The 26065-nt window shown below is 74.9% G+C and carries 25 protein-coding genes; 14 read left to right on the forward strand and 11 right to left on the reverse strand.

Annotation, left to right across the window (positions count from 1 at the left end):
- Nucleotides 1–8: 8 nt before the first annotated feature.
- Nucleotides 9–614: a nitroreductase family protein gene (locus FB380_RS17000; RefSeq protein WP_166756543.1), complete on the reverse strand. Its 606-nt coding sequence runs from the start codon at nt 612–614 to the stop codon at nt 9–11.
- A 220-nt stretch (nt 615–834) separates the two neighbouring features.
- Between FB380_RS17000 and FB380_RS17005 the strand changes: the two genes are divergently transcribed.
- The 5 genes from FB380_RS17005 (at nt 835) to FB380_RS17025 (ending at nt 4569) form a co-directional block, all read left to right on the forward strand.
- The gene (locus FB380_RS17005; RefSeq protein WP_166756544.1) at nt 835–1959 is read left to right on the forward strand and encodes an aldose epimerase family protein; all 1125 of its coding nucleotides are present in this window, start codon (nt 835–837) and stop codon (nt 1957–1959) included.
- 46 nt (nt 1960–2005) lie between these two features.
- Nucleotides 2006–2830 carry a PIG-L family deacetylase gene (locus tag FB380_RS17010; RefSeq protein ID WP_166756545.1) on the forward strand — a complete coding sequence of 275 codons (825 nt, stop codon included), beginning with the start codon at nt 2006–2008 and terminating at the stop codon, nt 2828–2830.
- A gap of 47 nt (nt 2831–2877) precedes the next feature.
- Entirely contained in the window at nt 2878–3018 is a 141-nt protein-coding gene (locus FB380_RS17015) for a hypothetical protein (protein WP_166756546.1), read from the forward strand.
- A gap of 185 nt (nt 3019–3203) precedes the next feature.
- Nucleotides 3204–4052 carry a helix-turn-helix domain-containing protein gene (locus FB380_RS26040; protein WP_166756547.1) on the forward strand — a complete coding sequence of 283 codons (849 nt, stop codon included), beginning with the start codon at nt 3204–3206 and terminating at the stop codon, nt 4050–4052.
- A 94-nt stretch (nt 4053–4146) separates the two neighbouring features.
- Complete coding sequence (locus FB380_RS17025; protein WP_166756548.1) at nt 4147–4569, forward strand: nuclear transport factor 2 family protein; 423 nt, start codon at nt 4147–4149, stop codon at nt 4567–4569.
- A 27-nt stretch (nt 4570–4596) separates the two neighbouring features.
- On the opposite strand, the gene FB380_RS17030 is transcribed toward FB380_RS17025, so the two are convergent.
- Complete coding sequence (locus FB380_RS17030) at nt 4597–5322, reverse strand: hypothetical protein (RefSeq protein WP_166756549.1); 726 nt, start codon at nt 5320–5322, stop codon at nt 4597–4599.
- 180 nt (nt 5323–5502) lie between these two features.
- Here FB380_RS17030 and FB380_RS17035 point away from each other — a divergent pair, with 180 nt between their 5' ends.
- Both FB380_RS17035 and FB380_RS17040 read left to right on the forward strand, forming a co-directional pair.
- Nucleotides 5503–6342, forward strand: a complete 840-nt coding sequence (locus tag FB380_RS17035; protein ID WP_166756550.1) for a bacteriorhodopsin — start codon at nt 5503–5505, stop codon at nt 6340–6342.
- Between the two features lie 16 nt (nt 6343–6358).
- Nucleotides 6359–7351: a Brp/Blh family beta-carotene 15,15'-dioxygenase gene (locus FB380_RS17040; RefSeq protein WP_166756551.1), complete on the forward strand. Its 993-nt coding sequence runs from the start codon at nt 6359–6361 to the stop codon at nt 7349–7351.
- A gap of 44 nt (nt 7352–7395) precedes the next feature.
- On the opposite strand, the gene FB380_RS17045 is transcribed toward FB380_RS17040, so the two are convergent.
- On the reverse strand, nt 7396–8202 hold the full coding sequence (locus tag FB380_RS17045) for a hypothetical protein (protein ID WP_166756552.1): 807 nt from the start codon (nt 8200–8202) through the stop codon (nt 7396–7398).
- Nucleotides 8199–9137, reverse strand: coding sequence for an ABC transporter ATP-binding protein (locus FB380_RS17050; protein WP_166756553.1), 939 nt, complete (start codon nt 9135–9137; stop codon nt 8199–8201). Before FB380_RS17050 ends, FB380_RS17045 begins: the two co-directional genes overlap by 4 nt.
- A 189-nt stretch (nt 9138–9326) precedes the next feature.
- On the opposite strand from FB380_RS17050, the gene FB380_RS17055 reads away from it, so the two are divergent.
- Nucleotides 9327–10607 (forward strand): sensor histidine kinase, encoded by a 1281-nt coding sequence (locus FB380_RS17055; protein ID WP_166756554.1) that lies wholly within the window; start codon nt 9327–9329, stop codon nt 10605–10607.
- Entirely contained in the window at nt 10604–11254 is a 651-nt protein-coding gene (locus FB380_RS17060; RefSeq protein WP_166756555.1) for a response regulator, read from the forward strand. Before FB380_RS17055 ends, FB380_RS17060 begins: the two co-directional genes overlap by 4 nt.
- A 25-nt stretch (nt 11255–11279) precedes the next feature.
- Here the strand turns inward: FB380_RS17060 and heR are convergent, their stop codons facing one another.
- Nucleotides 11280–12071, reverse strand: coding sequence for a heliorhodopsin HeR (heR, locus tag FB380_RS17065; protein WP_166756556.1), 792 nt, complete (start codon nt 12069–12071; stop codon nt 11280–11282).
- Between the two features lie 150 nt (nt 12072–12221).
- On the opposite strand from heR, the gene ggt reads away from it, so the two are divergent.
- Both ggt and FB380_RS17075 read left to right on the forward strand, forming a co-directional pair.
- Nucleotides 12222–14126, forward strand: a complete 1905-nt coding sequence (gene ggt, locus FB380_RS17070) for a gamma-glutamyltransferase (protein WP_166756557.1) — start codon at nt 12222–12224, stop codon at nt 14124–14126.
- 37 nt (nt 14127–14163) lie between these two features.
- On the forward strand, nt 14164–14310 hold the full coding sequence (locus tag FB380_RS17075; protein ID WP_166756558.1) for a hypothetical protein: 147 nt from the start codon (nt 14164–14166) through the stop codon (nt 14308–14310).
- A 46-nt stretch (nt 14311–14356) separates the two neighbouring features.
- Here FB380_RS17075 and FB380_RS17080 read toward each other — a convergent pair whose 3' ends face one another.
- Both FB380_RS17080 and FB380_RS17085 read right to left on the reverse strand, forming a co-directional pair.
- Nucleotides 14357–15247, reverse strand: a complete 891-nt coding sequence (locus tag FB380_RS17080) for a polysaccharide deacetylase family protein (RefSeq protein ID WP_166756559.1) — start codon at nt 15245–15247, stop codon at nt 14357–14359.
- A 47-nt stretch (nt 15248–15294) separates the two neighbouring features.
- A complete protein-coding gene (locus FB380_RS17085) occupies nt 15295–16263 on the reverse strand; it encodes an asparaginase (RefSeq protein ID WP_166756560.1) in 969 nt (322 codons plus the stop codon).
- Between the two features lie 216 nt (nt 16264–16479).
- On the opposite strand from FB380_RS17085, the gene FB380_RS17090 reads away from it, so the two are divergent.
- Nucleotides 16480–17901 (forward strand): DUF2252 domain-containing protein, encoded by a 1422-nt coding sequence (locus FB380_RS17090; protein ID WP_229682239.1) that lies wholly within the window; start codon nt 16480–16482, stop codon nt 17899–17901.
- 242 nt (nt 17902–18143) lie between these two features.
- Nucleotides 18144–18998, forward strand: coding sequence for a hypothetical protein (locus tag FB380_RS17095; RefSeq protein ID WP_166756562.1), 855 nt, complete (start codon nt 18144–18146; stop codon nt 18996–18998).
- A 183-nt stretch (nt 18999–19181) separates the two neighbouring features.
- On the opposite strand, the gene FB380_RS17100 is transcribed toward FB380_RS17095, so the two are convergent.
- From FB380_RS17100 to FB380_RS17115, 4 genes are all read right to left on the reverse strand, one after another.
- On the reverse strand, nt 19182–21311 hold the full coding sequence (locus FB380_RS17100; protein ID WP_166756563.1) for an MMPL family transporter: 2130 nt from the start codon (nt 21309–21311) through the stop codon (nt 19182–19184).
- A 314-nt stretch (nt 21312–21625) separates the two neighbouring features.
- Nucleotides 21626–23359, reverse strand: a complete 1734-nt coding sequence (locus FB380_RS17105; RefSeq protein WP_166756564.1) for a BCCT family transporter — start codon at nt 23357–23359, stop codon at nt 21626–21628.
- 137 nt (nt 23360–23496) lie between these two features.
- Nucleotides 23497–24669 (reverse strand): NAD(P)/FAD-dependent oxidoreductase, encoded by a 1173-nt coding sequence (locus FB380_RS17110; RefSeq protein WP_166756565.1) that lies wholly within the window; start codon nt 24667–24669, stop codon nt 23497–23499.
- A complete protein-coding gene (locus FB380_RS17115; RefSeq protein ID WP_312018798.1) occupies nt 24666–25046 on the reverse strand; it encodes a bifunctional 3-phenylpropionate/cinnamic acid dioxygenase ferredoxin subunit in 381 nt (126 codons plus the stop codon). The genes FB380_RS17110 and FB380_RS17115 overlap by 4 nt, the downstream gene beginning before the upstream one ends.
- A gap of 70 nt (nt 25047–25116) precedes the next feature.
- Here FB380_RS17115 and FB380_RS17120 point away from each other — a divergent pair, with 70 nt between their 5' ends.
- Complete coding sequence (locus tag FB380_RS17120) at nt 25117–25917, forward strand: IclR family transcriptional regulator (RefSeq protein WP_166756567.1); 801 nt, start codon at nt 25117–25119, stop codon at nt 25915–25917.
- Nucleotides 25918–26065 lie beyond the last annotated feature (148 nt).

The raw sequence follows: 26065 nt of genomic DNA on the forward strand, positions 1-26065 counted from the left end.
CGGGTGCCTCAGGCCGCCGGTTCCTCGGCCGGTCCCGTCGGCAGGGGCAGGAGCAGGGCGTCCAGCGGCAGCCGCTCGCGCGGCGCCTGCTCCCGGGCCGCCAGCGCCTCGGGGAGCTCGGCCTGCCCGTCGTGCCGGCCGACGGCCAGGACGACGAGCGGCACCACCGCGGCCGGCAGGTCGAGCAGGGCGGCCACCCGGTCGCGGTCGAAGCCGCCGAGCTGGTGCAGCGCGAGGCCCTCGTGCTGGGCCTGCACGCTGAGGTGGGCGACCGCCTGGCCGGTGTCGTAGGCGGCCCACGGCCGCGGGGCGCCGTCCGGGCCGGTGGTCTGCGCCGCGACGACGACGAGCGCGGAGGCCGCGTGCGCCCACAGCTGGTTGCCCGCCGCCAGGGTGTCCCGGACGGCGGTGAACGCGTCCGTGCCGCGGCGGGCCACGGCGAACCGCCAGGGCTGGGTGTTGCTCGCGCTCGGCGCCCAGCGGGCCGCCTCGAGCAGCGCGGTCAGCTGCGCGTCGGGCAGCTCGTGCACCGCGTCCAGGCCGCGGGGGCTCCAGCGCTCGGCCAGGAGCGGGTGCAGGGGGACGGTGGTGACGGCGGTCTTGCGGACGGTCATGCCGGTGCAAGCGTGCCGCGGACACGGGGGCATTTCGTGCGACCGGTCACGTCGGCCGGCCGGGGCCGCCGGGGCGTGCGTCCGGAGCCGGTGTGGCGTCCCCGGTCGGTGACCGGGTGGTGCCGCTGCGGGTAGTACCGTCCGCCGGGGTCCCCGGCGGCAGCTCCGCCCGGGCCACCGGGTCCGCCCGGTGCGCACACCACGGACACACGGAGTCGCCATGCCCGGTCAGCCGGCCGCCGGAGCCACCCACGCACGCGGGAACGCGGCCGCCGTCGCCGAGCCCTTCGGCACCGCGCCCGACGGCACCCCCGTCGACCGGTGGACGCTGAGCAACGGTCCGGTGACCGTGCGGGTGCTCACCTACGGCGGCATCGTCCAGAGCGTCGAGGTGCCCGACGCCGGCGGCCGGGTGACGAACGTCGTCCTCGGCTTCGCCGACCTCGCCGGCTACGTGGAGCACAACAACCCGGGGCCGTACTTCGGCGCGCTCATCGGCCGGTTCGGCAACCGTCTCGCCGGCGGCCGCTTCACCGTCGACGGCCGCACGCACCAGCTGCCGCTCAACGAGGGGCCCAACACGCTGCACGGTGGCCCGGAGGGCTTCGACCGCCAGGTGTGGACGACCACCGACGTCTCCGACGGCGAGGTCGCCGGGGTCCGGCTGACACTGGTCAGCCCGGCCGGGCACCAGGGTTTCCCCGGCACGCTGACCACCGTCGTCACCTACACCCTGGACGCCGCGTCGCGGCTGACGGTGCACTACGAGGCCACCACCGATGCGCCCACCGTGGTCAACCTGACCAACCACACGTACTGGAACCTCTCCGGTGAGGGCTCCGGGAACGTCCACGGGCACGTGCTGCAGCTCGACGCCGAGGGGTACCTCCCGATCGACGGCACGCTGATCCCCACCGGCGAGATCGCCCCGGTGGAGGGCACGCCGTTCGACTTCCGCACGCCCACCGCGATCGGCGACCGGTTGCGGGCCGGGCACGAGCAGCTGGTGCGCGCCCGCGGCTACGACCACACCTGGGTCCTCGGCCCGACCGGCGAGGAGGAGCTGCGGCGGGCCGCGGTGCTGCACGACCCGGCCAGCGGGCGCACGCTCACCGTCGCGACCACCGAGCCAGGTGTGCAGTTCTACTCGGGCAACTTCCTCGACGGGACGCTGGTCGGCACGGGCGGGCGCGTCTACCGGCAGGGTGACGGGGTGGCGCTGGAGACCCAGCACTTCCCGGACTCGCCGAACCAGCCGGGCTTCCCGTCGACGGAGCTGCGGCCGGGCCGGACGTACCGGAGCACCACGGTGTTCGAGCTGCCGGGCGACGTCCGGGCCGGCTGAGCCCGGGGTCGGTCCGGCCGGGCCGGTGGCTCCGTAGGGTGACCGCGTGCCCGAGCGACAGCTGACCCTCATGGCCGTGCACGCCCACCCGGACGACGAGGCGACCAGCACCGGGGGCGTGCTCGCCCGCTACGCCGCGGAGGGTGTGCGCACGGTGCTCGTCACCTGCACCGACGGTGGCTGCGGCGACGGACCCGGCGGCGTGAAGCCCGGCGAGCCGGGCCACGACCCGCGCGCGGTGGCGGCCGCCCGGCAGGCCGAGCTCGCGGCGAGCTGCGCGGCGCTGGGGATCGGCCACCTGGAGCAGCTGGGCTACGCGGACTCCGGGATGAGCGGCTGGTCGACCAACGACGCGCCCGGGTCCTTCTGGACGACGCCGGTGGAGGAGGCGGCCGACCGGCTCGTGGCGCTCATCGAGGAGCACCGCCCCGACGTCGTCGTCACCTACGACGAGAACGGCTTCTACGGCCACCCCGACCACGTCCAGGCCCATCGGGTCACCATGGCGGCGCTGGCGCGGACCGGGACGACGGCCAAGGCCTACTGGACGACGATGCCGCACTCGGCGATGGCCGAGTTCGCCCGCATGGCCCGCGAGCAGGGTGTGGACCTCGAGGCCGAGCTGCCTCAGGACGGCCCGCAGCTCGGGCTGCCCGACGACCAGGTGACCACCTGGGTGGACGTGGCCGCCTACGCCCGGCAGAAGTACGACGCCCTCGCGGCGCACGGCAGCCAGGAGGAGAACATCCTCTTCCTCCGGATGCCGATGGCCGACTTCACCGCGGCGATGGGCGTGGAGACCTTCCTGCGGGTGCACGACACCACCGGTGCCGCCGTCCCGGAGGACGACCTGTTCGCCGGACTGCGCTGACCTGCCGCCCGCCTCCGTGGTCTTCCGGCAGCGACGCCGACCCGTACATGGACCCGCCGCTGCTGGGTACCCCCTGGTCCAACCGACACAGAGGAGGAACCGACATGGGCATCGTGTCCGGACTGATCAAGGCCAACCTGCTCAAGCGACTGCTCAGCCGCTTCACCGGCGGTAATCGCACGAAGTGAGCCACCCGGCCGGCTCGAGCCGGCCGCAACCGGTGCCTGCGGGCACCGGGCACCAGCCCCCACGGCGTCCCGCCGTGGGGGCTGGTGCGTTCTCGGGGGCGGTCCACGCGGGCGGAGTTGGCATCCCCGGCTCTTGGCACGCCGCGTGCGACGGCGGATGATCCGCCGCAGCGGCGGGAGGTGCGGTGACCCAGTCCCCGGAACCGGTGGAGCTCCGCCCCGGTCTCCTGGTGGTGCCGGTGCAGCGGCAGGTCCTGGACGACGTCGTGCCGGCGGCGGCGGAGCACTGCGTCCTGGTGAACGTGGGCCGGCCCTACCGCCTGCTGGAGACCCTGGACTCCCGTCAGCAGGCCACCACGGGTCTGCCCGGGGACGTCGCTGTCGTGCCCGCCGGGGCCGAGTTCGCGGTACGGACGCGGGACGGTGCCCCGCAGGACGTCTCCACGTTGGTGGTGGCCGTGGCCCCGCAGCTGCTGGACGAGGCACTGAGCGCGGCGGGGAGCCACCGGACGGCGGGCCCGGCCCCGGTCGTGGGAGCACGGTCCCCGGCCGTCGCGACCCTGGCACGCCTCCTGGAGGCCGGGCTGGACGACACCTCCGGCCTCGGCCGGCTGATGCTGGAGTCGACGGGGCTGGCACTGGTCGCCGCCCTCGCCCGGGACCACACCACGGCCCGGACGCCGACCACCGCGGCGCCCGCCGGGCTCTCCCGCGGTCAGCTGGAGCGGGTGCTCCGGCGCGTCGAGGACGACCTGGCCGGGCCCCTGTCGGTGGGCGAGCTGGCCGCCCTCGCCGCCGTGAGCGAGTTCCACTTCAGCCGGCAGTTCCGCCTCGCGACCGGCGCCAGCCCGCACCAGTACGTGCTGAGCCGGCGGCTGGCCCGGGCCCGTCAGCTGCTCACCGCGACCGACCTGCCGATCGCGGTCGTCGCCGCGCGCTGCGGGTTCGCCGACCAGAGCCACCTGACCCGGCACGTCCGGCGGGCGCTCGGGACCACCCCGGCCGCGCTGCGGGCCGCCGGCCGCGGTGCCTGAGCAGGAACGTCCCAGGACCGGGCAGGAACGTGCACGCGCGGCGCCGGCCGCCGGCGGGAGGGTGGTCCTCCCGAACCGAGCGGAGGAGACGAGGATGCAGCAGGCAGAGCGGGACCTGGCGCTGGTGCGTGAGGTGTACACGGCGTTCGAGCAGGCGGACGTCCCGCGGATCATGGCGCTGTTCGCCGAGGACGGGACGGTGGCCCAGTCCCCGGAGCTGCCCTGGGGCGGCGTCCACGTCGGGCACGAGGGGCTCGGGTACTTCCTGGCCACCTTGACCGGGCACCTGGACTCCCACCCGGAGACCGAGCGGCTGTTCGCCGACGGGTCCGGTCACGTGGTCCAGGTCGGCCGGACCCGCGGCGTGGTGCGGGCGACCGGTGCGCCGTTCGACGTGCCCGAGGTGCACGTCTTCACCGTCTCCGGCGGCCGGGTGCACCGCTTCGAGGCCTACCTGGACACCGCGGCCCTGCGCGCCGCGCTGGCCGCCCCGGCGGCGGTGCCGGCCGCGACCTGACCGGTGCCGACGGGTGGGCGCCCCGGCTCAGTGGTGCGGGCGTCCGGCGTCGGTGCCGGCAGGGGCGGGTCCGGCCGCCGGACGGGGCAGCGGCGGCATCGCCGGCGGGGCGATGAGCTCCTGGTAGGCGGCGGTGTGGGCGCGCAGTGCGGTGACCGCATCGGCGACGTCGGCCGTCGTCCGGCCGGTCGGGGCGGCCACCCGCTCGGCCTGGAACACCGCGTCGCAGACGTCGGCGACCGTGTCCAGGTACGCCCGCGCCTCCGTCGCCGGCTCGTCCCGGCACACCGTCTGCGGGTCCTGCGTCCGCTGGCGCAGGCGCTGCTCGAGCCGGCTGCCCTCGGCCTCCAGGGCCGGGAGCAGGTCCGGGACCTCGCCGAGGTGCGCCCCGGCGGCCCGGGCGGCGGCCACCTGGCGGCGCAGCCGGTCCCGGGACCGGGCGACCTCGAGCTGGAGCTCGGCGCAGGTGCGCCGCTGCCCCGGGGGCAGCCGCCGTGCCGTGACCGCGGTGGCGCCCTGCACGCCCAGCTCGCGGCCGCGCGAGGCCAGTTCCCGGCTCCGGGCCACCAGCGGGCTGCGCCGGACCCGCCGGACGACCAGCCACCCGGTGAGCAGGGCCATCAGCAGCAGGGTCACGAACACCCCACCGAGGACGGCGAGCACCGTGCTGTCCAGGGAGAGCAGCCACGACAGCTCGTCGTCGGCCCGGACGTCCAGTGCGCCGGCAGGGCCGGTCGGCAGCGGGGTGGTCATGGTGCTCCTCGTCCAGGGCGGTGGGCCGGCTGGGAGGACAACGTACCCACTCCGCCCGGCGGTTCCCGGGTCGGCTGAGCTTGCTCGTCCGGCACTGCATCCACGTCGCTGCCGGCAGCGGAAGAACTGCGTGTCCGTGATCGAGAACAGGCACGAGGCCGCGATCCCGCAGGAGACCCCGTGAACGTCGAGAACACCTTCACCTTTGACTTCTTCCAGTACACGATCGTGTCCCACGTCTTCACCTTCGGCTACGCCGCGATGGCGGCCGGCCTGGTGTACTTCGTCCTGACCAGCAAGAACTCGTTGCCCCGGTACCAGCTGTCCTCCACCTTGTCCGCGGTCGTGATGCTGTCGGCGTTCCTGGAGCTGCTGGTCATCTCCCAGAAGTGGGACAGCGCCTTCAGCTGGGACGGCGAGGCGTTCAGCCCGACCGGCACGCTGTTCTCCAACGGCTACCGGTACATGAACTGGACGATCGACGTCCCCGTGCTGTTGCTCCAGATGCTGATCGTGCTCGGGGTGACCGGCGCTGCGTTCCGCCGCGGCTGGATCGTCTTCACCGTCGCCGGACTCGGGATGATCTACACCGGCTATGCCGGCCAGTTCTACGAGGTCGAGCGCAGCGCGCCGTTCTGGATCTGGGGCTCGATCAGCACGGTGTTCTTCCTGGTGATCCTCGTGCTGGTCTACCGCACCGTGTACGGCAACGTCGGGCGGCTGCCCGCGGAGGTCCGCCCGCTGGTCAAGGCCGTGTGGTGGCTGCTGCTGGTCTCCTGGATGCTCTACCCCGGCGCCTACCTGATGCCGGCGATCTGGGACTCCGCCGACGGCGTGGTCGCCCGGCAGATCACCTACACCATCGCCGACGTCACCTCGAAGGTCGTCTACGGCATCCTGCTGGCGGTCATCGCCCGGAAGGTGAGCAAGCACGAGGGGCACGACGAGGCCGTGGCCTCCGACGTCACCATGCCCCGCGGCGGCATCACCGACGTGGCGGCTCCCGGTCGGGCTGCCTGACCCGGAGGACGGCGTCGTGACGGCGGACGCACCGCCGCGGGTGACCGCGCTGACGACCCGGCTGTCGGTCGGGGTCGTCGGCGCGGTCGTCGTGGCCGCGGTGCTGCTGCCCGACCAGCTCTCGGCGTGGGCGCTGGGGATCCTGGCCGCCGGGGTGCTGCTCGGGTTGCCGCACGGGGCGGTCGACCACCTCGTGCCGGACTGGGTCGCCGGGCGACCGGGGCGGGTGCTGCGCCCGGGGGTGCTGGTCGGCTACGCGGCCACCGCGCTGATCGCGCTGGGCGCCCTCCTCGTGGCGCCGGTGGCGAGTCTCCTGGTGCTGTTCGCCGTGTCCGCGGTGCACTTCGGCATGGGCGAGGTGGCGTTCGACGCCGAGCGGTCGGGGACGTCCTGGCGGCCCGCGTGGCGTGACCTGGCACCGGTCGTCGGACTGGGTGGGCTGCCCGTCGCGGTCCCGCTCGCCCGGTGGCCCGAGGAGGCCGACCGGGTGCTCGCGGCGCTGTCCCCGGGGCTGCCGGCGCTGCTGACCCCCGGCGTCCGGCAGGCGGCACTGGCCGTCGTCGGCGTGGCCGTGCTGGTGACGGTGCTCGGTGCGCTGGTCCACGGCCGGCCGGGGTGGGCGGGGGAGGCGGTCCTGCTCAGCGCGCTGTTCCTGCTCGTCCCGCCGGCGGCCGCCTTCGGGGCCTACTTCGGGGGGTGGCACGCGGTGCGCCACATCGGCCGGCTGCTGGTGCTCGACCCCCGCAACGGCGAGGACCTGGCGGCCGGCCGGCTCGGTGCCCCGCTCCGCCGCTACGCAGCCGCCGCCGCTGCTCCCACGGCCGTGGCCCTCGCCGGCATCGCACTGCTCGTCGCCGGCGCGCAACGGCCCGACTGGACGGCGGGCGCCCTGGCCGTCCTCCTGGGGCTGACCGTGCCGCACATGGCGGTGGTGGCGCTGCTCGACCGCCGGGCGCCGTCCCGGCCCGGGCGACGGCCGGTGCGGGTGGTCCGGTCCGCGGGCGGCTGAGTACCGGCGCCCGACCGCCCGCGGGGGGAGGGCCGCTGGGCCACCTACGAGGCGTCCCGGCGCAGCAGCGACCAGCCGCCGGCGACGAGCGCCGCCCCGGACCAGCCGACCAGCAGCGTCGTGGCCGTGGCAGCCGTCAGGTCCGGCTCCCCGAGCAGGACCCAGACGGCACCGGTGCCCGGCAGCAGCTCCCCGAGCTCGGCCAGCCACGGGACGCCGAAGCCCGGCAGCAGGGCCGGCAGCACCAGCTGGAGCAGGAACACCGTGGCCAGCGCCCCGGCGGTGCTGCGCAGCAGCAGGCCGAGCCCGACGGCCAGGACGCTCCCGGCGGCCAGCACCGCCGCGATCCCGCCGAGGCTGGCGACCAGGTCGCCGGCGGACAGGGTCAAGGTCGGTGCGATGGCCCAGGCGGCGACGTCGGCGACCAGCGCGAGGAGCACCCCGGCCACCGTGGCGACCACGACCGGCACGGTGACCCGGGCGGCCAGCAGCACCCCGCGGCGCGGCGTCCACTGCAGGGTCGGGCCGATCGACCCGCTGGCGTGCTCCTGCGTGACCGCGAGGACGGCGAGCACCAGCAGGGCGAACTGGCCGAGCAGCACGCCGAACTCGCCGGCCAGGGTCGCCGGCAGGCCGGCCGACGGATCGGCCGGTCCGGTGGCCTCGTCGTAGGCCGCGGTGGCGCCGATGCCCACGACGGTGACCGCGCCGGCCAGCAGGCACCACCACGTCGTCCGCACCGTGCGCAGGCGCAGCCACTCGGCCCCGGCGGCCCGCCGGAGGACGGTCGCCGTCCCCGGCTCCGGGCGGGGCGTCCCGGTCGTCCCGGCGGCGACCCCGGTGGCGCTCATCGCTGCACCAGCCCGACCGGCTCAGGCGCACCGGCGACCCGGTACTGGACGCTGTCCCCGGTGAGGTCGAGGTAGACCTGCTCCAGCGAGGAGTGCTCCTCGGCCAGCCGGTGCACCGCGATCCCCACCTCCAGCGCGACGTCGCCGACGGTCTCGGCCGTGGTCCCGGAGACCAGCAGGTCACCGTCGTCGGTGGGGGACACCTGCAGCCGTCGACGCAGCAGCGCGGCGGCCAGCGCGTCGGGCGACGGCGTCCGTACCCGCACCTGCTGCCGGGCGCCCTCGCCCCGCACGACCTCCTGCATCGACGCGTCCGCGATCAGCCGACCGCGGCCGATGATCACCAGGTGGTCGGCGGTCTGCTCCATCTCGCTCATCAGGTGGCTGGACAGCAGCACCGTCCGGCCTTCGTCGGCCAGCCCGCGCACCAGCCGGCGGACCCACCGCACGCCGTCGAGGTCCAGGCCGTTCATCGGCTCGTCGAACAGCAGGACGGCGGGGTCGCCGAGCAGGGCGGTGGCGATGCCCAGCCGCTGGCGCATGCCCAGCGAGTAGCCGCGCACCCGCCTCCGCGCCGCGGGCCCGAGCCCCACCTGGTCGATGACGTCGTCCACCCGGCGCACCGGGATGCCGTTCGTGCGGGCCGCGACCCGCAGGTGGTCCCGACCCCGGCGACCGGGGTGGACGGCGCCCGCGTCGAGCAGTGCCCCGGCCGCCCGGAGCGGCTCGGCCAGCGTGGCGAAGGGCCGGCCGGCCACCAGCGCGGAGCCGGCGGTGGGCCGGTCGAGCCCGAGGACCATGCGCATCGTGGTCGACTTGCCGGCACCGTTCGGGCCGAGGAAGCCGGTCACCTTGCCCGGCTGGACGTCGAAGGTCAGGTCGTCGACGGCCCGGACCTCGCCGTACTGCTTCGTCAGCCCACGCACCTGGATCATGCGCGCGGCCCGGCGGGGGCGGGACGGCGTGGCCGCCACAGGGGAGCTGAAGTCATGACAGGGAGCGTGTCGGTCCGGCGGCCCGGGGCGGATCACCCCGCGGTGCCGACCGGGTTCCCCCACGCGGGGGAGGCGGACCGGGCGCCCGAGGGGGAGCCGCCCGGCGCGGCGGTGAGCCAGGATCGGGCCGTGTCCCCGACGAGCGCGCCACACCCGGCGACCGACATCGCCGCGCGGGTGCGGGCGCTGCTGGTGGCCGCCCGCCCGGGCTGGCGCGGCCGGGCCCTCTACGCGCTGGTCAGCCTGCCCCTCGGCGGGCTGTTCCTGCTGCTCTACATCGGGCTGGTCGGCTCGGTGATCGCCGTGGTCTACGGCATCGGCGTGCTGCTGGTCCTGCTGGTGCTGGCGATCACCCGGGGCCTGGCCGGCCTCGCGCGCCGGCTGGCCCGCCGGCTGCTCGGCGTCGACGTCCCGGACGGTGAGCGGGTCCGGGACCAGCGCGGCGTCGTCCGGAGACTGCGGCGGCTGGTCTTCGCCGCCGACACCTGGCGGGCGCTGGGCTGGCTCGGGGCGCGGGTGCTCCTCGCCGTGGCCACGGCCACCACGCTGCTGCTCGGCGCCGCCGTCTTCGCCGCGCTCGGCTGGGGCATCGACTGGGACCCGATCAACGCGCTCCCGCTGCTCGCGCTCATGGCCCTGGACGTCGCCCTGACCGTGGCCGCGGTCGACCTGCTGGTGCGGCTGTCGGCCTCGGTCGCGCCCCGGCTGCTCGGTACCGCGCCGGAGCAGCGGATCGCCGCGCTGCAGCAGAGCACCCGCCGGCTGGCCGACCGGAACAAGCTCGCCCGCGACCTGCACGACACCATCGGCCACGCGCTGACCGCCAGCCTGCTGCAGGCCACCGCCGCGCGCCGCACGCTCACGCCCACCGACGACCGGCCGCTGCACCCGGACTTCGCCCGGCAGGCGCTGGGGCACATCGAGATCAACACCCGGACCGCCCTCGCGGAGCTCGACCGGGTGCTCACCGTGCTCCGGGCCGAGGACGGCGGCCGGGACCCCGCCCCGTTCGCCGCACCGACGCTGGCCGACCTGGAGGACCTGCTCGCCGGCCTGCGCGACGGTGGCCTGCCGGTCGACCTCGTGGTGGACGGGGAGGTCGACGACGTGCCCGCCGCGGTCCAGGAGCTGGCCTACCGGGTCGTCCAGGAGGGGACGACGAACGTGCTGCGGCACGCGGGCACCCCGCCGACGGTCGCCCGGGTCGTCCGCAGCGGGCCCACCCTCGTCGTCCAGGTGCACAACGACCCGGTCGCGCAGCTCGACGTCCGCCCGGGCCCCGGCGGCGGCCGTGGGCTGACGGGCCTCCGGGAGCGGGCGGTCGCCGCGGGCGGCACGTTCCGCGCCGAGCGGACGCCGTCCGGTGGGTTCGACCTGTGCGTCACCCTGCCCCTGTCGGGCGCGGCATGACCGGCCTGCGGCTGCTGCTCGTGGACGACGACGTGCTGGTCCGCTCCGGGCTGCGGGTGATCCTGGAGAGCGAGCCCGGCCTGACCGTGGTGGGCGACGCCGGCACCGGGCGGGAGGCGCTGGCCGTCGCGGCCGACACCGATCCGGACGTCGTCCTCATGGACGTCCGGATGCCCGACATGGACGGCATCGCGGCGACGGCGGAGCTGGTCGCCCGCGACCCGCAGCGTCCGCGGGGGCTGGTCCTGACCACCTTCGAGGACGACGACTACCTCTTCCGCTCGCTGCAGGCCGGCGCCAGCGGCTTCGCGCTGAAGCGGTCGGACCCCGACGCGCTGGTGGACGCCATCCGGGTCGTCGCCCGCGGCACGTCCCTGGTGCTCCCGGACCTGACCCGGCGGCTCATCGCCACGCACGCACCGTCCCGCGTCCGGGGGCCGGCTGCGCTGCCGGAGCTGACCGGCCGCGAGGCCGACGTGCTGCGGCTGGTGGCGGGCGGGCTGTCGAACGCCGAGATAGCGACCGAGCTGTTCCTCAGCCGGGAGACGGTGAAGACGCACGTCAGCAGCGTGCTGCTCAAGCTGGGCGCGCGGGACCGCACCCAGGCGGTCATCGCGGCCTACGAGAGCGGCTTCCTGACCGGCTGATCACCGGAGACCGCTTCCGCGGGGGTCAGGTGGCCAGCGATCCGGCGAACACCTGCCAGGCGAGCACGCTCTTCGCGACCAGGCTCAGCACCAGGTAGGCCTTCTCGCCGAAGGCGTAGCTGCGCCACGGGCCGACCTCCCGGTACTGCAGCCACTGGTTGACCGCGAAGCTCATGAAGAACACGAACAGCGACACGAAGATCCCGATCACGAAGCCCGGGAGCTGGGCGGCGCCGACGATGTTGGCGGTGATGGCGACCCAGGGCGCGGCCCCGGCGACGCACCCGAACCAGAACGGCAGCATCGTCGTCCGGGTGCGGCCGGGCGGGTTCATCAGCTCCTGCAGCCAGCCGAAGAGGATCATCGCGACGTTCGCGCCGGCGATGCCGATCAGTGCGCTCAGCCCGGTGATGCCGGTGTAGCTGCAGATCAGCAGCACCATGATCGTCGAGCTGATCGAGTACTCCGACCACCGGAACCGGTTGATCCCGCGGCGCAGGCCGGCCTCGTACCGCCCGCGGAGCGCGGTGGCGGTCAGCAGGTGGTCCACCGCGGCCAGCCCGAGGAAGACCGCGATGGCCGACCCCACGCCGATGTCGACCAGCGGTTCCGGCGCCGGCGGCGGCGTTCCCGGTGGGCCGGTCGGGAAGGACGTCGTCACGGTGATGGCGAAGCTGCTCGCCAGCAGCACGACGGCGACGGTTTGGGCTGCGTGCAGCACCGTGAGCGCCAGGTTCCACCGTCGCAGGCCGGCCAGGCGCGCGCCGTCCACCCCGGTCGCGACCGGTACGACCCCAGGACTGTCCGGCTTGCTCACGAGGACCTCCACGAGGGGGAGCGGCCGGGCGGGATCCCCAGCGGGAAGACCCCGCACCGTAGCGCGCCCCGGCCGGGTCGAGGGGTGGCGCGAGGAGCCCGGAGGGTGTCCGATGTGGGCCTGCGCATCGATGACGCCCGAGGAGTCTCCATGCTGCGTCCGCGGACCACCCTGCTCGCCCTCACCGCGCTGACCGCCGGTGCGCTCGCGGCCGGGGGGCCCGCCAGCGCCATGCCCCTCGATCCGCTGCCCCTCGACCCACTTCCGGTCGACCCCCAGCCCGTCGACCCGCTGCCGGAGAAGCGGTCGTGGGCCGTCGGCACCGGAGGCGCGGTCGCCACCGTGGACGCCGATGCCACCCGGGTGGGCCTGGAGGTCCTGGCCGCCGGCGGCAACGCCGCGGACGCGGCCGTCGCCGCGGCCGCCGCGCTGGGCGTGACGGAGCCGTACTCGGCCGGGGTCGGGGGTGGCGGCTTCTTCCTGTACTTCGACGCGAGCACCGGGACGGTCACGACGATCGACGGCCGGGAGACCGCACCGCTCGCGATGGGCGCGGACGCCTTCCTCGACGAGGCCGGCGAGCCCCTGCCGTTCACCGAGGCCGTGCAGAGCGGGCTGTCGGTGGGCACGCCCGGGACGCCGCAGACCTGGGCGACGGCGCTGGCAGAGTTCGGCACCTGGTCGCTCGCGGACACGTTGCAGGGCGGGATCCGGCTGGCCGACGAGGGCTTCGTCGTCGACGAGACGTTCCGGCAGCAGACCGCGGAGAACGAGGAGAAGTTCCGCACGTTCGAGCCGACGACCGAGCTGTTCCTGCCGGGCGGGGCACTGCCCGAGGTGGGGTCCACCTTCGTCAATCCCGACCTGGCGGAGACCTACCGGCTGCTGGCGGCCGAGGGCGTGGAGCCGTTCTACTCCGGGGAGCTGGCCGGGGAGGTCGTGCGGACGGCCCAGGACCCACCCGAGGCGGCCGGCGTCGAGGACGTCCGGGCCGGGCTGCTGGCGGAGGAGGACCTGGCGCGGTACGAGGCGCCGCTGCGGGAGCCGACCCTGGTCGAGTACCGCGGGCTCGAGGTCTACGGGATGGCCCCGCCGTCCAGCGGCGGCTCGACCGTCGGTGAGGCGCTGAACGTCCTGGAGCCGTTCGAGCTGGGGGCGCTGCCCGCCGTGCCGGTGCTGCACTCCTACCTGGAGGCCAGCGCGCTGGCCTTCGCCGACCGCAACGCCTACGTCGGCGACCCGGCGTACAGCCAGGTGCCGCTGGCCGAGCTGCTCTCCGACGAGTTCGCCGCGGAGCGGGCCTGCGCCCTGGACCCGGAGGCGGCGATGGCGAAGCCGACGACCGCGGGCAGCCCGGACGGCGAGTACGGCCCGTGCCCGCCGGACGACGGGCTCACCGTGGAGGAGGGTACGGAGGGACCGTCCACCACGCACCTCACGGTCGGTGACTCCGAGGGCAACATCGCCAGCTACACGCTGACGATCGAGCAGACCGGCGGCAGCGGGATCACGGTGCCCGGTCGCGGGTTCCTGCTCAACAACGAGCTGACCGACTTCACCTTCGCCGCCGCCGACCCCACCGTGCCCGAGCCGAACCTGCCCGCCCCGGGCAAGCGGCCGCGCAGCAGCATGGCGCCGACGATCGTCCTGGACGAGGGGGAACCGGTGCTGGCCCTCGGCTCGCCGGGTGGCAGCACGATCATCACGACGGTGCTGCAGACCCTGGTCAACCGCATCGACCGCGACCTGGACCTCGCCGCGGCGATCGCCGCGCCCCGGGCCAGCCAGCGGAACACCGCCGTGGTGACCGCGGAACCGGCGTTCGTCGCCGCCTACGGGCCGGAGCTGGAGGCGCTCGGGCACGAGTTCAGCGTCGTGGAGGAGATCGGGGCCGCCACGGGCATCGAGTACCTGCCGGGTGGCCTGATGCTGGCCGCCGCGGAGCCGGACCGACGCGGTGGGGGCAGCGCGGGCGTCGTGCGCGACCTGCTCGACAACCCGCTGGCGGCGGTACCGGACGTGCCCGGTCTCGCGCCGCAGCTCGGGGAGGACTGAGGGCCGTGGACGAGCCGAGAGGACAGGAGGAGTCGCCGTGACCACACCAGCTGCACCGGATCCGGACGCCGGACCCTCGCCCCAGGAGGACGCGCCCGGCGTGGAGCTCGGCCTGTCCGACGACGCCGGCGGCACCTTCGAGCCCGAGGAGGACCCGGACGACGCCGACGGCCCGTCCACCTGACGCGGCGGTCAGCGGGAGGGGCAGCCGACCGGCGGGTCGTGGCCGGCTACGACCCGCCGGCGGTCCGGGGTGAGCGGCTGAGGAAGTCGTCGGCGATCTGGTCGAAGGTCGCCCAGCGGATGCCCTGGTGTGAGTTGACGTGCTCGATGAGCCGTTCGAGCATCAGCAGCACCTGCGGGCGTCCGGAGACGTCCGGGTGGATGGTCATCGTGAAGGCCGCGCGGTCCATCTCGCGGTGCACCCAGTCGAACTGGTCGCGCCACATCTGCTCGATGTCCCGCGGGTTGACGAAGCCGTGGCTGTTCGGGCTGGACTTGACGAACATCATCGGCGGCAGGTCGTCGAGGTACCAGTTGGCCGGGATCTCGACCAGGTCGGTCTCCTCGCCGCGGACCAGCGGCTCCATCCAGCTCTCGGCGGGCGCCGAGTAGTCGATCTTCGTCCAGGAGTCGCCGACCCGGACGTGGTACGGCTCGAAGTCCCGGTGCATCAGCGAGTGGTCGTACTTGATGCCCCGCTCGAGCAGCAGCTCGTTGGTGACGCCGCTGAACTCCCACCACGGGGCCACGTACCCGGTGGGACGGCGCCCGGTCCGCTGCTCGATCAGCTCGATGCAGCGGTCGAGGACCGCCTGCTCCTGCTCCCGGCTCATCGCGATCGGGTTCTCGTGGCTGTAGCCGTGCACGCCGATCTCGTGCCCGGCGGCGACGCAGGCGTCGAACTGCTCCGGGAAGGTCTCGATCGAGTGGCCGGGCCAGAAGAACGTCTGCGTCAGGCCGTGCCGCCGGAACAGCTCGAGGATGCGCGGGACACCGACCTCACCGGCGAACACCCCGCGGGAGATGTCGTCGGGGGAGTCCTCCCCGCCGTAGGAACCGAGCCAGCCGCCCACGGCGTCGATGTCGACGCCGAAGGCCACGAGGATCTCCTTGCTCATCGTCGAGCGCTCCTTCACGTAGGCCGCCCCGGGCCGGGGCGGTGGTGTCAGACGGCGAGGTGCTGGGCCAGCACCGGCCGTGGGTCCCCGGGGGAGAGGGCGAGCGCGGCGGCCAGCAGCAGCCGCCCCTGCCACGGGCTCAGGTCGCCGGCGAACAGGGCGCCGGCGCGGGCCAGCCGGGCCCCGCCGGCGGCGTAGAGGGGGGCGACCGGACCCGACGGCACCCGGGAGCAGACCAGGACGGGGACCCCGCCGGCGACGAGCTCCTCGGTGGCCTCGGCGACCGCCGGGGGGACGTTCCCGGCGCCGAGCGCCTGCAGCACGACCCCGGCGGCGCCGGCGGCGACCGAGGCGCGCAGCAGTGCGGCGTCCACGCCCAGGTGGCAGGCCACGACGTCGACGCGGGGCAGTTCCGCCTCCGGGTCGAGGGGGAGGGGTGCCGGACGTGGGGGCCTGGCCAGCGGCAGCACCGACTCTCCGGCCAGCCGGAGCACCGGGCCCCGCCCCGGCGCGCCGAAGGCACCGCCGCGCAGGGTGTCGACCTTGCGGACGCCGCGGGCGGCGAAGACCAGGCCGTCGAAGCACAGCAGGGCACCCAGGCCGCGGGCCGCGGGCGAGGCAGCGGTGCGCAGCGCATCGGCGAGGTTCGCGGGGCCGTCGGGAGCCGGACTGTCGAACGGGCGCTGCGCGCCGGTGAAGACGATCGGCCGTGGGTCGTCGTGGAGCAGGTCGGCGAGGTACGCGGACTCCTCCATGGTGTCGGTGCCGTGGGTGACCACGACGCCCTCCACGCCGTCCACGAGACAGCGGCGGGCCGCGGTCACCAGGTCCCGCAGGTCCGACGTCGTGAGGGCGAAGCTGGCGACGGTGCCGAGGTCGCTGGTGGTCACGGTCGTGCCGGCGGGGGACCGGGCCACCGCCAGCAGCTCCGCCGCGGGGGTGACCGGCGCGAGCCCGTCCGCCTCCTGCCGGCTGGCGATGGTGCCGCCGGTGGCGAGCAGGTGCACCCGTCCCATGCGACCTCCGTCCGGGCCCGGCGCCGGCCTGGGCGGCGACGTGCCCCACGGTCCTCCGTCCACCGCTCACCGGCGACCCGAGGCGCTGCGGACGGGGGCTCCCGCAGGGCCGGGCGGCGCCCATCGCATCGGCGGGTGGTCCCCGGGCCCTGACGGGCGCGCCACCGGGGGTGCACGATGCACCGAGGAGCAGTCCGTCGACCGTCTGGGGTGGCCGTGACCGGTGAGGGAGAGAACGGGCACGTCGTGCTCACCGCAGCTGACGGCGAGGGCTACGGCTCGCTGCGGCGTCGGGCCACACCCCGTGCGGAGCGGTACGCCCTCGGCAAGTCGTTGCGCAAGCAGGTGCCCCGGTCCGCGCTCGGGCAGTGGACCGCACCGGCCGACCGGCCCGACGTCGTCGACCAGATCCGGGCCTCCCACCTGGGGCGCGTCGAGCGGCTCGTCCCCGTGCGGGTGGCCCGGATGGCCGCCTCGCCCTACGGCTTCCTCCGGGGCACGGCGGTGGTGATGGCCGCGGACCTCGCCGGCCTCCCGGCCACCGGGATCCGGCCGGTCATCTGCGGGGACGCCCACCTGGGCAACTTCGGCTTCTACGCCTCCCCGGAGCGCGACCTGGTCATCGACCTCAACGACTTCGACGAGGCGCACCCGGGCGGCTGGGAGTGGGACCTCCGCCGGCTGGCGGCGAGCGTCTGGGTGGCCGGCCGGCAGAACTCGGCCACCGAGGAGCAGTGCGAGGACGCGGTCGCGTCCATGGCGCGCCGGTACCGGGAGCACGTGCGCTGGCTGGCCGGGCAGCCGCTGCTGGCCCGGTCGTTCGAGCGGCTGGACGTCACCGGGCTGCACACCACGGTCGAGGACCAGTCGCTGCGCACGGAGGTCGAACGGGCCGCCCGGCGGGCCCGCAAGCGGGTGAGCGACCGGGCGCTGCCCCGGTTCACCGAGGAGCGGGAGGAGGGACGGCGCATCGTCGAGGAGCCCCCGCTGATCACCCGGCTCGACGACGACGAGGCCGCCGCGGTGGCCGACGGGCTGGACGGCTACACCGGCACCCTGCCGTCCCACTGGCGGCGGGTGCTCAGCGGCTACACGCTCGTCGACGTCGCCCACAAGGTGGTCGGGGTGGGCAGCGTGGGGCTGCGCGCCTACGTGGCCCTGTGCGAGGGGAGCAGCCCCGACGACGTGGTGTTCCTGCAGCTGAAGCAGGCCCGCCGGTCGGTCGTGGCCGAGCACGTCCACGGCGAGTCGGCCTGGCACGCCCACCAGGGGCAGCGGGTCGTGGAGTACCAGCAGGCGCTGCAGACGGTCAGCGACCCGCTGCTGGGCTGGACGACGATCGGGCCGCGGCAGTACTACGTCCGCCAGTTCAGGAACATGAAGGGCACCATCGCGATCGACTCCCTCGACGCCGCTGCGCTGAGCGACTACGCGGGGGTCTGCGGCCGGCTGCTGGCCAAGGGGCATGCCCGGACCAGTGGCGCGTCCATGATCGCCGGCTACCTGGGCCGCTCCGACAACGTCGACGTCGCGCTGTGCCGGTTCGCCCGCGCCTACGCCGACCAGACGGAGCGGGACCACGAGACCCTCGTCCAGGCGGTGGCCCGCGGCGCACTGCCCACCGAGCCGGGCGGCTGACCGGCACCGCGCTGACCTCGGCCGGGCCTGCACCTCCCGCGGGCCGGGTTCCTGCAGCGTGCCCGCGGTGCGCCGCCGGGCCGGGCCTCCACGGTCGATCGACCATGCTCTCGCAGACAGGGCTTCCGGAACAGGGTCTTCCGACTGCTGCGGGGCGGTCGGCACCGGGTCCATGGTGGCCGGACTGACCAGGGGGACCGGGGGCGACCCACGGCTGGGGAGCCCCGGACAGGGGGAACACGATGGCCCGATCCGTGCACCTGCCGGCGGTCCGACTCCGGGGGCGGCATCGTCCGAACCTCTCGGGGGACCTGCGCGACCTGGTCTCCGAGGCGCCACCGGCCTTCCGCCGTCGGCTGACCGGCTACGACCGGCTGCAGGTGGAGAACTACGTGGTCTGGGCGGAGTCGGAGCTGGAGCTGGCCGGCCGGGAGCTCGACGAGTTCACCCGGCGGCTGGGCCGGTGCACCGCGCAGCTCGACCAGGCCGAGCGGCGGCTGGCGACGTCGCCGGCGGGGTGGGAGCTCGGCCGGGTCTCCGAGCGGGTGGGCGAGATCCTCCGCCTGGCCGCCGACGAGGCCGCAGACCTGGTGGAGGCGGGGGTCGCGGAGGGAGAGCGGTTCCGCGAGCAGGGCAGGGAGGCGGCCGCGGCGGCGTTGCGGCAGGTCCAGGACGTGCGTGCCCGGGCCGTCGCCGACTGCGACCGCCTGCACGAACTGGCGCGGAACGCCCGGCGGACCGCCGAGGAGGAGCTGCAGCTGGCCCTGGCGCAGGCAGCTGCGTTGCTGCACCTGGCGGCGGCTGAGCACGCGGCGGCGGCGGCCGAGCACGCGGCGGCGGTGGCCGAGGCGGCCGAGGCGCACCGGGTCGCCGAGCAGGAGCAGGCGGCCGCGCACACCGAGCTGGCCCGGGCCGGGGCCTGCCGGGCGCAGGCCGAGCAGGTGGTCTCCCGGTTGTCGGGCGAGCTGGACAAGGCGCTGGGGGAGCTGGTCCCCGCTCCCCGGGCGCTCAGCGTGGTCGCGGCGGTGGCGCCCGACGTGCCGCCGGTCGGCAGCGTCGACCAGCGGCCGGCGCAGGAGCAGGCGGCCGCGTCCTGACGTCCGGGCGCACGGAGCGCGCGGCCACGGCCCCGCGCCGACCGGCCCGGGGTCACGGCCCCGCGCCGGTCGGCGTGCGGCCACGGTCCGGCGCCGACCGGCGTCAGGCCCGGCTCGGCGTGCGGCCTCGGTCCGGCGCCGACCGGCGTCAGGCCCGGCTCGGCGTGCGGCCTCGGACCGGCGTCAGGCCCGGCTCGGCGTCCCGGGGACGGCCGGCACGGCGGTGGTGCCGGCGGCCGGCACGTCCGGCTCGTCGGGCCGCTGGGCCAGCGCGCCGGGCCACCACATGTGCCGGCCGACGTCGAGGGTGAGCGCGGTGACCAGGACCGAGCGCACGACGATCGTGTCGAGCAGGACGCCGAGCGCCACGGCGATCCCCAGCTGCGTCAGGAAGGTCAGCGGCAGCGTGCCGAGCACCGAGAACGTCGCCGCGAGGACCAGCCCGGCCGAGGTGATGACGCCGCCGGTCGCGGCCAGCCCGATCAGCGCGGCCCGCCGGGTGCCGTGGTCGACGGCCTCCTCCCGGACCCGGGTCATCAGGAAGATGTTGTAGTCGATCCCCAGCGCGACGAGGAAGACGAAGACGAACAGCGGGAAGGAGCTGTCGGTCGCCGTCACACCGATCGTCCAGTCGAAGAGCACGGCACTCAGGCCGAGCGCGGCGCCGTAGGACAGCACCACCGTGGCGATCAGCAGCACCGGCGCGACCAGGGCCCGCAGCAGCACGCCGAGCACCAGCAGGACGACGAGCATGATCAACGGGATGATCACCAGGTTGTCCCGCTGGGCGGCGTCCTGGACGTCGAGGTTCAGCGCGGTGTTGCCACCGACCAGCGCGTCGCCGTCGCCCGCATCGTCGAGCGCCGTCCGCAGCCGTTCGATGGTGTCGTAGGCGGCCTGGCTGTCGAAGGGGTCGGCCAGCGCGGCCTCCACGAGTGCCCGGTCGCCGACCACCTGCGGTTCGGCGACCTGGGCGATGCCCTCGGTGGCGGCCGTCGCGTCGGCGACCTCGGCGGCGGAGCCGGCCGCGGTGATCACGTGCACGTCGTTGCCCGCGACCGCCGGGAAGTGCCGGGACGCGACCTCACCGCCCTGGATCGACTCGGGGGTGCCCCGGAAGCTCTCCGCCTGGGTCAGGCCGTCGGGGGAGAGCAGCAGGGTGCCGGCGCAGGCCACCAGCAGCAGCCCGCTGGTGACCAGCCAGGTGGCGCGGGGGCGCGGCCGGATCCGCGCCCCCACCCGCGACCAGAGCCCGGTGGCGGTCGGCTCGGCGCTGCCGAAGGTCGGGCGCACCGGCCAGAACACCCAGCGACCGCAGATGACCAGCAGCGCGGGCAGCAGCGTCATCAGCACGGCCAGCGTCACGGCGACGCCGATGGCGGCGACCGGGCCGAGCCCGGCGGTGGAGTTCATCTCCGCCACGACCAGGCAGAGCATGCCGAGGACCACCGTGCCGCCGCTGGCCAGCACCGCCGGGCCGGCCCGGTGCACGGCCTCGGTCATCGCCTCGTGCCGATCGGTGTGCAGGCGCAGCTCCTCGCGGTAGCGGGCGATCAGCAGGAGGGCGTAGTCGGTGCCGGCGCCCACGACCAGGACGGTCAGGATGCTCGCGCTCTGGGCGTTGACGGTCAGGTCGGCATGGCGGGCCAGCAGGTAGATCAGCGCCTGGGAGCAGCTCAGCGCGATGACGGCCGAGAAGATCGGCAGGATCCACAGCACCGGGCTGCGGTAGGTGAACAGCAGGATCAGGACGACGACGCCCAGGGCCGCGAACAGCAGGGTGCCGTCGATCCCCTCGAACGCCGCCGCGGAGTCCGCGGCACTGCCGGCGGGGCCGGTCACGTAGGCGTCCAGGCCCTCGGGCCCGTCGGAGACCACGGCGCGGACGTCCTCGACCAGTGGTGCGATCGCCTCCCAGCCGCCGGACCCCACGTCGAGCGGCACGACGAGCTGGGCGGCCTGCCCGTCCTGGGCCGGGACCGGTCCCACGAGCGGCCCGGCGAGGGCGTCCAGCTCTCCGAGCACCCCGACGTCCGCCTGGATCGCCGCGGTGTCGGCAGGGGTGAGCCCCGCGGTGCGCTCGTAGACGACGACGGCGGGCAGCACGTCGGGGTCGGAGCCGAGTTCGGTCTGCAGCTGCAGGGCCCGGGTCGACTCCGCGTCGGCGGGCAGCCATGCCGCGACGTCGTTCTCCTGCTCGCCGGTGAGCGCGCCGGCCAGCGGCGCCGAGACGGCGGCCAGCACCACCCAGCAGAGGAGGACCACCCACTTCAGCCGTGGATGACTGACGCGGGACGCGAACGACCTGCCCATGACGGGCCTCTCAGGGGGCGCCGGGCCAGCGGACCCGGACGGTCGGCGGGTGCGCGGGCGAGGCTAGTGACGAGTCGCCCGCCCGTCACCGGCCGTCTGCCCGCGGGGCCCGGTGGCGTCGTGCCACACCGCGCGGGGCCTCCGCCCGTGACCGGCCGCTGGCCGGGTGTGAAGACCGCAGGCTCCGCCTCCACATCGAGGACCGGTACGGCAGCCCCCGTGCCGCCGGGGACTCTCACCAGGCCGCCAACTGGTACTGGTCCGCGGACGCCGACGTCTCGCCGGCAGCGCATGACCCAGGACGGCGCCCTGTCCTACTGCTGACCGGCCGTCTCGCGGCCGGGGTCGGCGACCACCGGGACCCCGGGTGAGGTGGGCCGTGCTCCGTTCACGTGCGGCATGTCGTGGAGGTGGGCGACGACGGCTCGCCGGACCTGCGGGTCGAGCGTCGAGGTGTAGGGCTCCTGGCGGAGCTCGCGGACCAGGTTGACGCAGATGGCGATGAGCACGACCACGAAGGGCGTGGCCACCAGGATGGTGGCCGACTGGATGACCTCGAGCCCCCCGGCGAGGGTGAGTGCTGAGGCCACCGCCGCGATGCACACGCCCCAGAGGATGACCACCGCGCGGCCGGGCGACGTCGTGCCCCGCTGGGAGAGCATGCCGAGGACCATGGAGGCGGAGTCGGCGCTGCTGACGAAGAACAGCGTGATCAGCACCATCACGAGCAGCACGGTGAGCGTGACCACCGGGAACTCGCCGAGCAGGGCGAACAGTGCCCCCTCGGTGCCGTCGTCGACCAGCGCCTGGCTGAGCTCGGCCTGGCCGGTGAGCTCGAGGTGGGTGGCGGTGCCGCCCAGCACGCCGAACCACACGATGCTGACCATGGTCGGGATGATCATCACGAACGTGACGAACTGCCGGATCGTGCGGCCGCGGGAGATGCGCGCGATGAACGTCCCCACGAACGGCGTCCAGGACATCCACCACGCCCAGTAGAACAACGTCCACCCCGCGAGCCACTCCTGGCCGCCCCAGGCCCCCGACGCCAGGCTCATGCCGGGGAGGGCGGTCAGGTAGTCGCCGGTGGCGTCGGTGATGGTGTTGAAGACGTGCGTGGTCGGGCCCAGCACGAAGACGAAGGCCACGAGCAGCGCGGCCAGCACCACGTTGGTGTTGCTGATCAGCTTGATGCCCTTGTGCACGCCGCTGACCGCGGACAGGACGTAGAGCAGCGCCAGGCCGGCGATGATGGCCACGGCCACGCCGTTGTTGCGCGGGACGCCGTAGTTGGTGGCCAGCCCGCTGTTGACCTGCAGCGCGCCGAGCCCGAGCGAGGTGGCCGCGCCGAACACCGTGGTGAAGATGGCCAGGATGTCGACGGCGCGCCGGACGCCCGTGCGGTGCTCGCTCACCAGTGGGACGACCGCGGAGCTGACCAGGCTCGGCCGGCCCTTGCGGAAGACGCCGTAGGCGAGGGCCATCGCCATGACGGCGTACATCGCCCACGGGTGCAGGCCCCAGTGGAAGACCGTGTACTGCAGTCCCAGGCGGGCGGCCTCCGGGGTCCCGCCCTCCTCGAGGCCGAGCGGGGCGGCGGCGAGGTGGGAGAGCGGCTCGGCGACGCCCCAGAAGAGCAGGCCGATGCCCATGCCGGCCGCGAAGAGCATGGAGATCCACGAGCCGGTGCTGAACTCCGGACGCTCGTCGTCCTTCCCCAGCCGGATGCGTCCGTAGCGGGACAGCGCCAGGAACCCCGCGAGAGCGACGAACCCCGAGCTGGTCACGACGAAGACCCAGCCGGCGTTGGTGATGACCGTGCCGAACGCGGTGCCCACCGCGTTCGAGAGGCTGTCGCTGGCGAGCACCCCCCACAGTGCGAACGCCACCACCAGCGCCAGCGAGACGCCGAAGACGACCCGGTCGGTCTGCGGTGGGGGCGTGGGCTCCCGGGCAGCGGTCGACGCGGCGCCGGCCGGAGGGCCAGCCGTCGACCCGGCACTCGGGGAGCTGGACGGTGAGACCCGCTCGGGACCCGGGTGTTCCATGGCACTCTCCTAGCTGTTGCGTAATACGCGACCAGGTGCGGATGAGGGAATCAGACGGTCCACTGCGGGACAAGAGGCAACAGTGATCTGGAGCACAACGGTCACGGGCCGGGCAGCGCTGTCGAGGACCGGCCGGGTCAGGAGTGCGTCAGGACGGCGGTGCGCAGCTGTCGGCGCCAGCGGGTGAACAGGCGGGGCTGGTCCACCCCGAGGACGGCGACGGGGTCCCCGTGACGCTCGTAGACCGCCAGGAAGCTGCGGTCGGCACGACTGCCCTCCAGCACGCGGACCTCGTCGTCCTCGCGGCGCGACCCCGCGAACTGGATGCGCGCGCCGTACTGGTCGGACCAGAAGTAGGGCACGGGCGTCGGCGCCGGCCGGTCGGTGCCCAGCAGGGTGGCGACCGCGGTGGCCGGCTGTTCGAGGGCGTGGGTCCAGTGCTCGACGCGGACGTGCCGCTCCCGGGAGGTCGACCACGCCGCCGCGCAGTCGCCGACGGCGACCACACCCGGGATGCTGGTGGCGCAGCGCGCGTCGGTGAGGACGCCGTTGCCGAGGGCCACGCCGGAGTCGGCGAGCCACTCGACGTTCGGGGTGGCCCCGATCCCCACGACCACCACGTCGGCGGGCAGGCGGGTGCCGTCGGTCAGTTCGACGGCCTCGACCCTGCCGGTGCCGACCAGCCCGGCGACGCCGCTCCCGACCAGCAGGCGGGTGCCGTGGTCGGCGTGCAGCTGGGCGCACACCGCACCCATGTCGGCACCCAGCGGGCCGGCGAGCGGCACGGGCTGGGTCTCGACGACGGTGACCTCCAGCCCCAGCGTGCGGGCCGTGGAGGCGACCTCGGCGCCGATGAACCCCGCCCCGATCACCACGAGGTGCGCGGCCGTGGCCAGGTCCTCGCGCAGGGCGACCGCGTCGTCCAGCGAGCGCAGCACGTGCACACCGCGCAGCCCCTCGCTGCCGGACAGGCGTCGGGCGCGGGCTCCGGTGGCGAGGACGACGCCGTCGGCCCGCACCTCGCTGCCGTCGGCCAGTCGCACGGAGCGGTCCAGGTGGTCGAGCCCGACCGCCGTCGTGCCCAGCCGCCACTCGACGTCGAGGTCCGTGTCGTCCGGCGTGCCCAGTGCGATGTCGGCCAGGGACGCCCTCCCCGCCAGGAACTCCTTGGACAAGGGTGGGCGGTCGTAGGGGGCGTGCGCCTCGTCGCCGATGACCACGATGCGGCCGTCGTAGCACTGCGCGCGGAGCGCCCGGGCCGCCGAGAGGCCGGCCAGGGAGGCTCCGACGACGGCGACCGTGCGCCTCATGCGGCACCGTCCGCGGCGGTCCCCGGCTGCACGTAGACGGTGCCGTCCTGCACGACGACCCGGTGGGTGCGGACCGGGGTCTTCGCCGGCGGGCCGGACACCTTCCCGGTGCGCAGGTCGAAGCACGAGGCGTGCAGGGGGCACTCGACCGCGCAGCCGTCCAGCCAGCCGTCGGCCAGGGAGGCGTCCTGGTGGGTGCAGGTGTCGTCGATCGCGTAGAAGTCGCCGTCGACGTTGAAGACCGCGATGGGCTCAGTGGCCTCCACGCGGATCGCCTCGCCGGGTGGCAACGCTGTCGTGGGGCAGACCGGGATCATGGGCGCTCCAGGCGGGTATGTTGCGGAGACCGCAACGCTGCGCTGATAGCGCAACAGCATGGCCCGGACGTCACCCCATCGTCAAGCGGAGGGGAAGGGTGGTCCGACGTGATCCACCTACGCTGGCTCCATGACTGAGCCGCAGAACGAGAGCGAAGACCGCGGCCCGGTCGCCGGCGTCCAGTCCGTCGACCGGGCGCTGAGCGTCCTCGAGATCCTCGCGGCCGAGGGCGAGGCCGGCGTCACGGAGGTGGCCGCCGAACTCGGGGTGCACAAGTCCACGGCCTTCCGGCTGGTGGCCACGCTGGAGAGCCGTGGCTTCGTCGAGCAACTGGCCGATCGGGGCAAGTACCGGCTGGGCTTCGGGGTCGTGCGGCTTGCCGGCGCGGCAGTCGCGCAGCTGGACATCGCCCGGGAGGGGCGGCCGATCTGCGAGGCGCTGGCCGCCGACCTCGGGGAGACGGTCAACATCGCCATCCTGGACGGCGATCGTGCGGTCAACGTGACCCAGGCCCGCGGGCCGGCGGCCCTAAGCACGCACAACTGGGTGGGGCAGGGCACCCCGCTGCACGCCACGTCGAGCGGCAAGGTGCTCCTGGCCCACGCCCCCGACGCCGTCCGCAAGGACCTGCTCTCCCGGGGCCTGCAGAGCTTCACCCCGGCCACGCTCACCGATCCCGAGGCCCTCCGCCAGAACCTGGACCAGATCGTCGACCAGGGATGGGGTTGCACCGTCGAGGAGTTCGAGGTGGGGCTCAACGCCGTCGCCGCGCCCGTCCGGGGCGCCGACGGGGACATCGTCGCGGCCCTCAGCGTCTCGGGACCGGCCTTCCGCATGGACCAGGAGGGCCACCCCCGGCTCGCCCGGCGGGTGATGGCGGGCGCGGACGAGCTGAGCCGGAGGCTGGGCTTCTTCGGTCAGCCGCGCTGACCCGGCCGGTCCTCCCGGCGGTGGGAGTCCACACGCCGTCCTGACCTCGCTGCCGCATCCTCCGCTCCGGACGCGTGCACCTGGCGCGCGCACGGGGCGGCGGTCGCGGCTCGCCGAGTGCTGTCCACGCGTGGCGACTTGTTGCGGC

Origin of the sequence: Modestobacter marinus (assembly GCF_011758655.1) — a bacterium.
In the GTDB taxonomy this organism is placed as follows: Bacteria; Actinomycetota; Actinomycetes; order Mycobacteriales; family Geodermatophilaceae; genus Modestobacter; species Modestobacter marinus.

Excerpts from the sequence above, each read along its gene's own strand:
- FB380_RS17000 (WP_166756543.1), bottom strand. The coding sequence starts at position 614 with ATGACCGTCCGCAAGACCGCCGTCACCACCGTCCCCCTGCACCCGCTC.
- FB380_RS17005 (WP_166756544.1), top strand. The coding sequence starts at position 835 with ATGCCCGGTCAGCCGGCCGCCGGAGCCACCCACGCACGCGGGAACGCG.
- FB380_RS17015 (WP_166756546.1), top strand. The coding sequence starts at position 2,878 with ATGGACCCGCCGCTGCTGGGTACCCCCTGGTCCAACCGACACAGAGGA.
- FB380_RS17025 (WP_166756548.1), top strand. The coding sequence starts at position 4,147 with ATGCAGCAGGCAGAGCGGGACCTGGCGCTGGTGCGTGAGGTGTACACG.
- FB380_RS17030 (WP_166756549.1), bottom strand. The coding sequence starts at position 5,322 with ATGACCACCCCGCTGCCGACCGGCCCTGCCGGCGCACTGGACGTCCGG.
- FB380_RS17045 (WP_166756552.1), bottom strand. The coding sequence starts at position 8,202 with ATGAGCGCCACCGGGGTCGCCGCCGGGACGACCGGGACGCCCCGCCCG.
- FB380_RS17050 (WP_166756553.1), bottom strand. The coding sequence starts at position 9,137 with ATGATCCAGGTGCGTGGGCTGACGAAGCAGTACGGCGAGGTCCGGGCC.
- FB380_RS17060 (WP_166756555.1), top strand. The coding sequence starts at position 10,604 with ATGACCGGCCTGCGGCTGCTGCTCGTGGACGACGACGTGCTGGTCCGC.
- ggt (WP_166756557.1), top strand. The coding sequence starts at position 12,222 with ATGCTGCGTCCGCGGACCACCCTGCTCGCCCTCACCGCGCTGACCGCC.
- FB380_RS17080 (WP_166756559.1), bottom strand. The coding sequence starts at position 15,247 with ATGAGCAAGGAGATCCTCGTGGCCTTCGGCGTCGACATCGACGCCGTG.
- FB380_RS17085 (WP_166756560.1), bottom strand. The coding sequence starts at position 16,263 with ATGGGACGGGTGCACCTGCTCGCCACCGGCGGCACCATCGCCAGCCGG.
- FB380_RS17095 (WP_166756562.1), top strand. The coding sequence starts at position 18,144 with ATGGCCCGATCCGTGCACCTGCCGGCGGTCCGACTCCGGGGGCGGCAT.
- FB380_RS17100 (WP_166756563.1), bottom strand. The coding sequence starts at position 21,311 with ATGGGCAGGTCGTTCGCGTCCCGCGTCAGTCATCCACGGCTGAAGTGG.
- FB380_RS17105 (WP_166756564.1), bottom strand. The coding sequence starts at position 23,359 with ATGGAACACCCGGGTCCCGAGCGGGTCTCACCGTCCAGCTCCCCGAGT.
- FB380_RS17110 (WP_166756565.1), bottom strand. The coding sequence starts at position 24,669 with ATGAGGCGCACGGTCGCCGTCGTCGGAGCCTCCCTGGCCGGCCTCTCG.
- FB380_RS17115 (WP_312018798.1), bottom strand. The coding sequence starts at position 25,046 with ATGCTGTTGCGCTATCAGCGCAGCGTTGCGGTCTCCGCAACATACCCG.
- FB380_RS17120 (WP_166756567.1), top strand. The coding sequence starts at position 25,117 with ATGACTGAGCCGCAGAACGAGAGCGAAGACCGCGGCCCGGTCGCCGGC.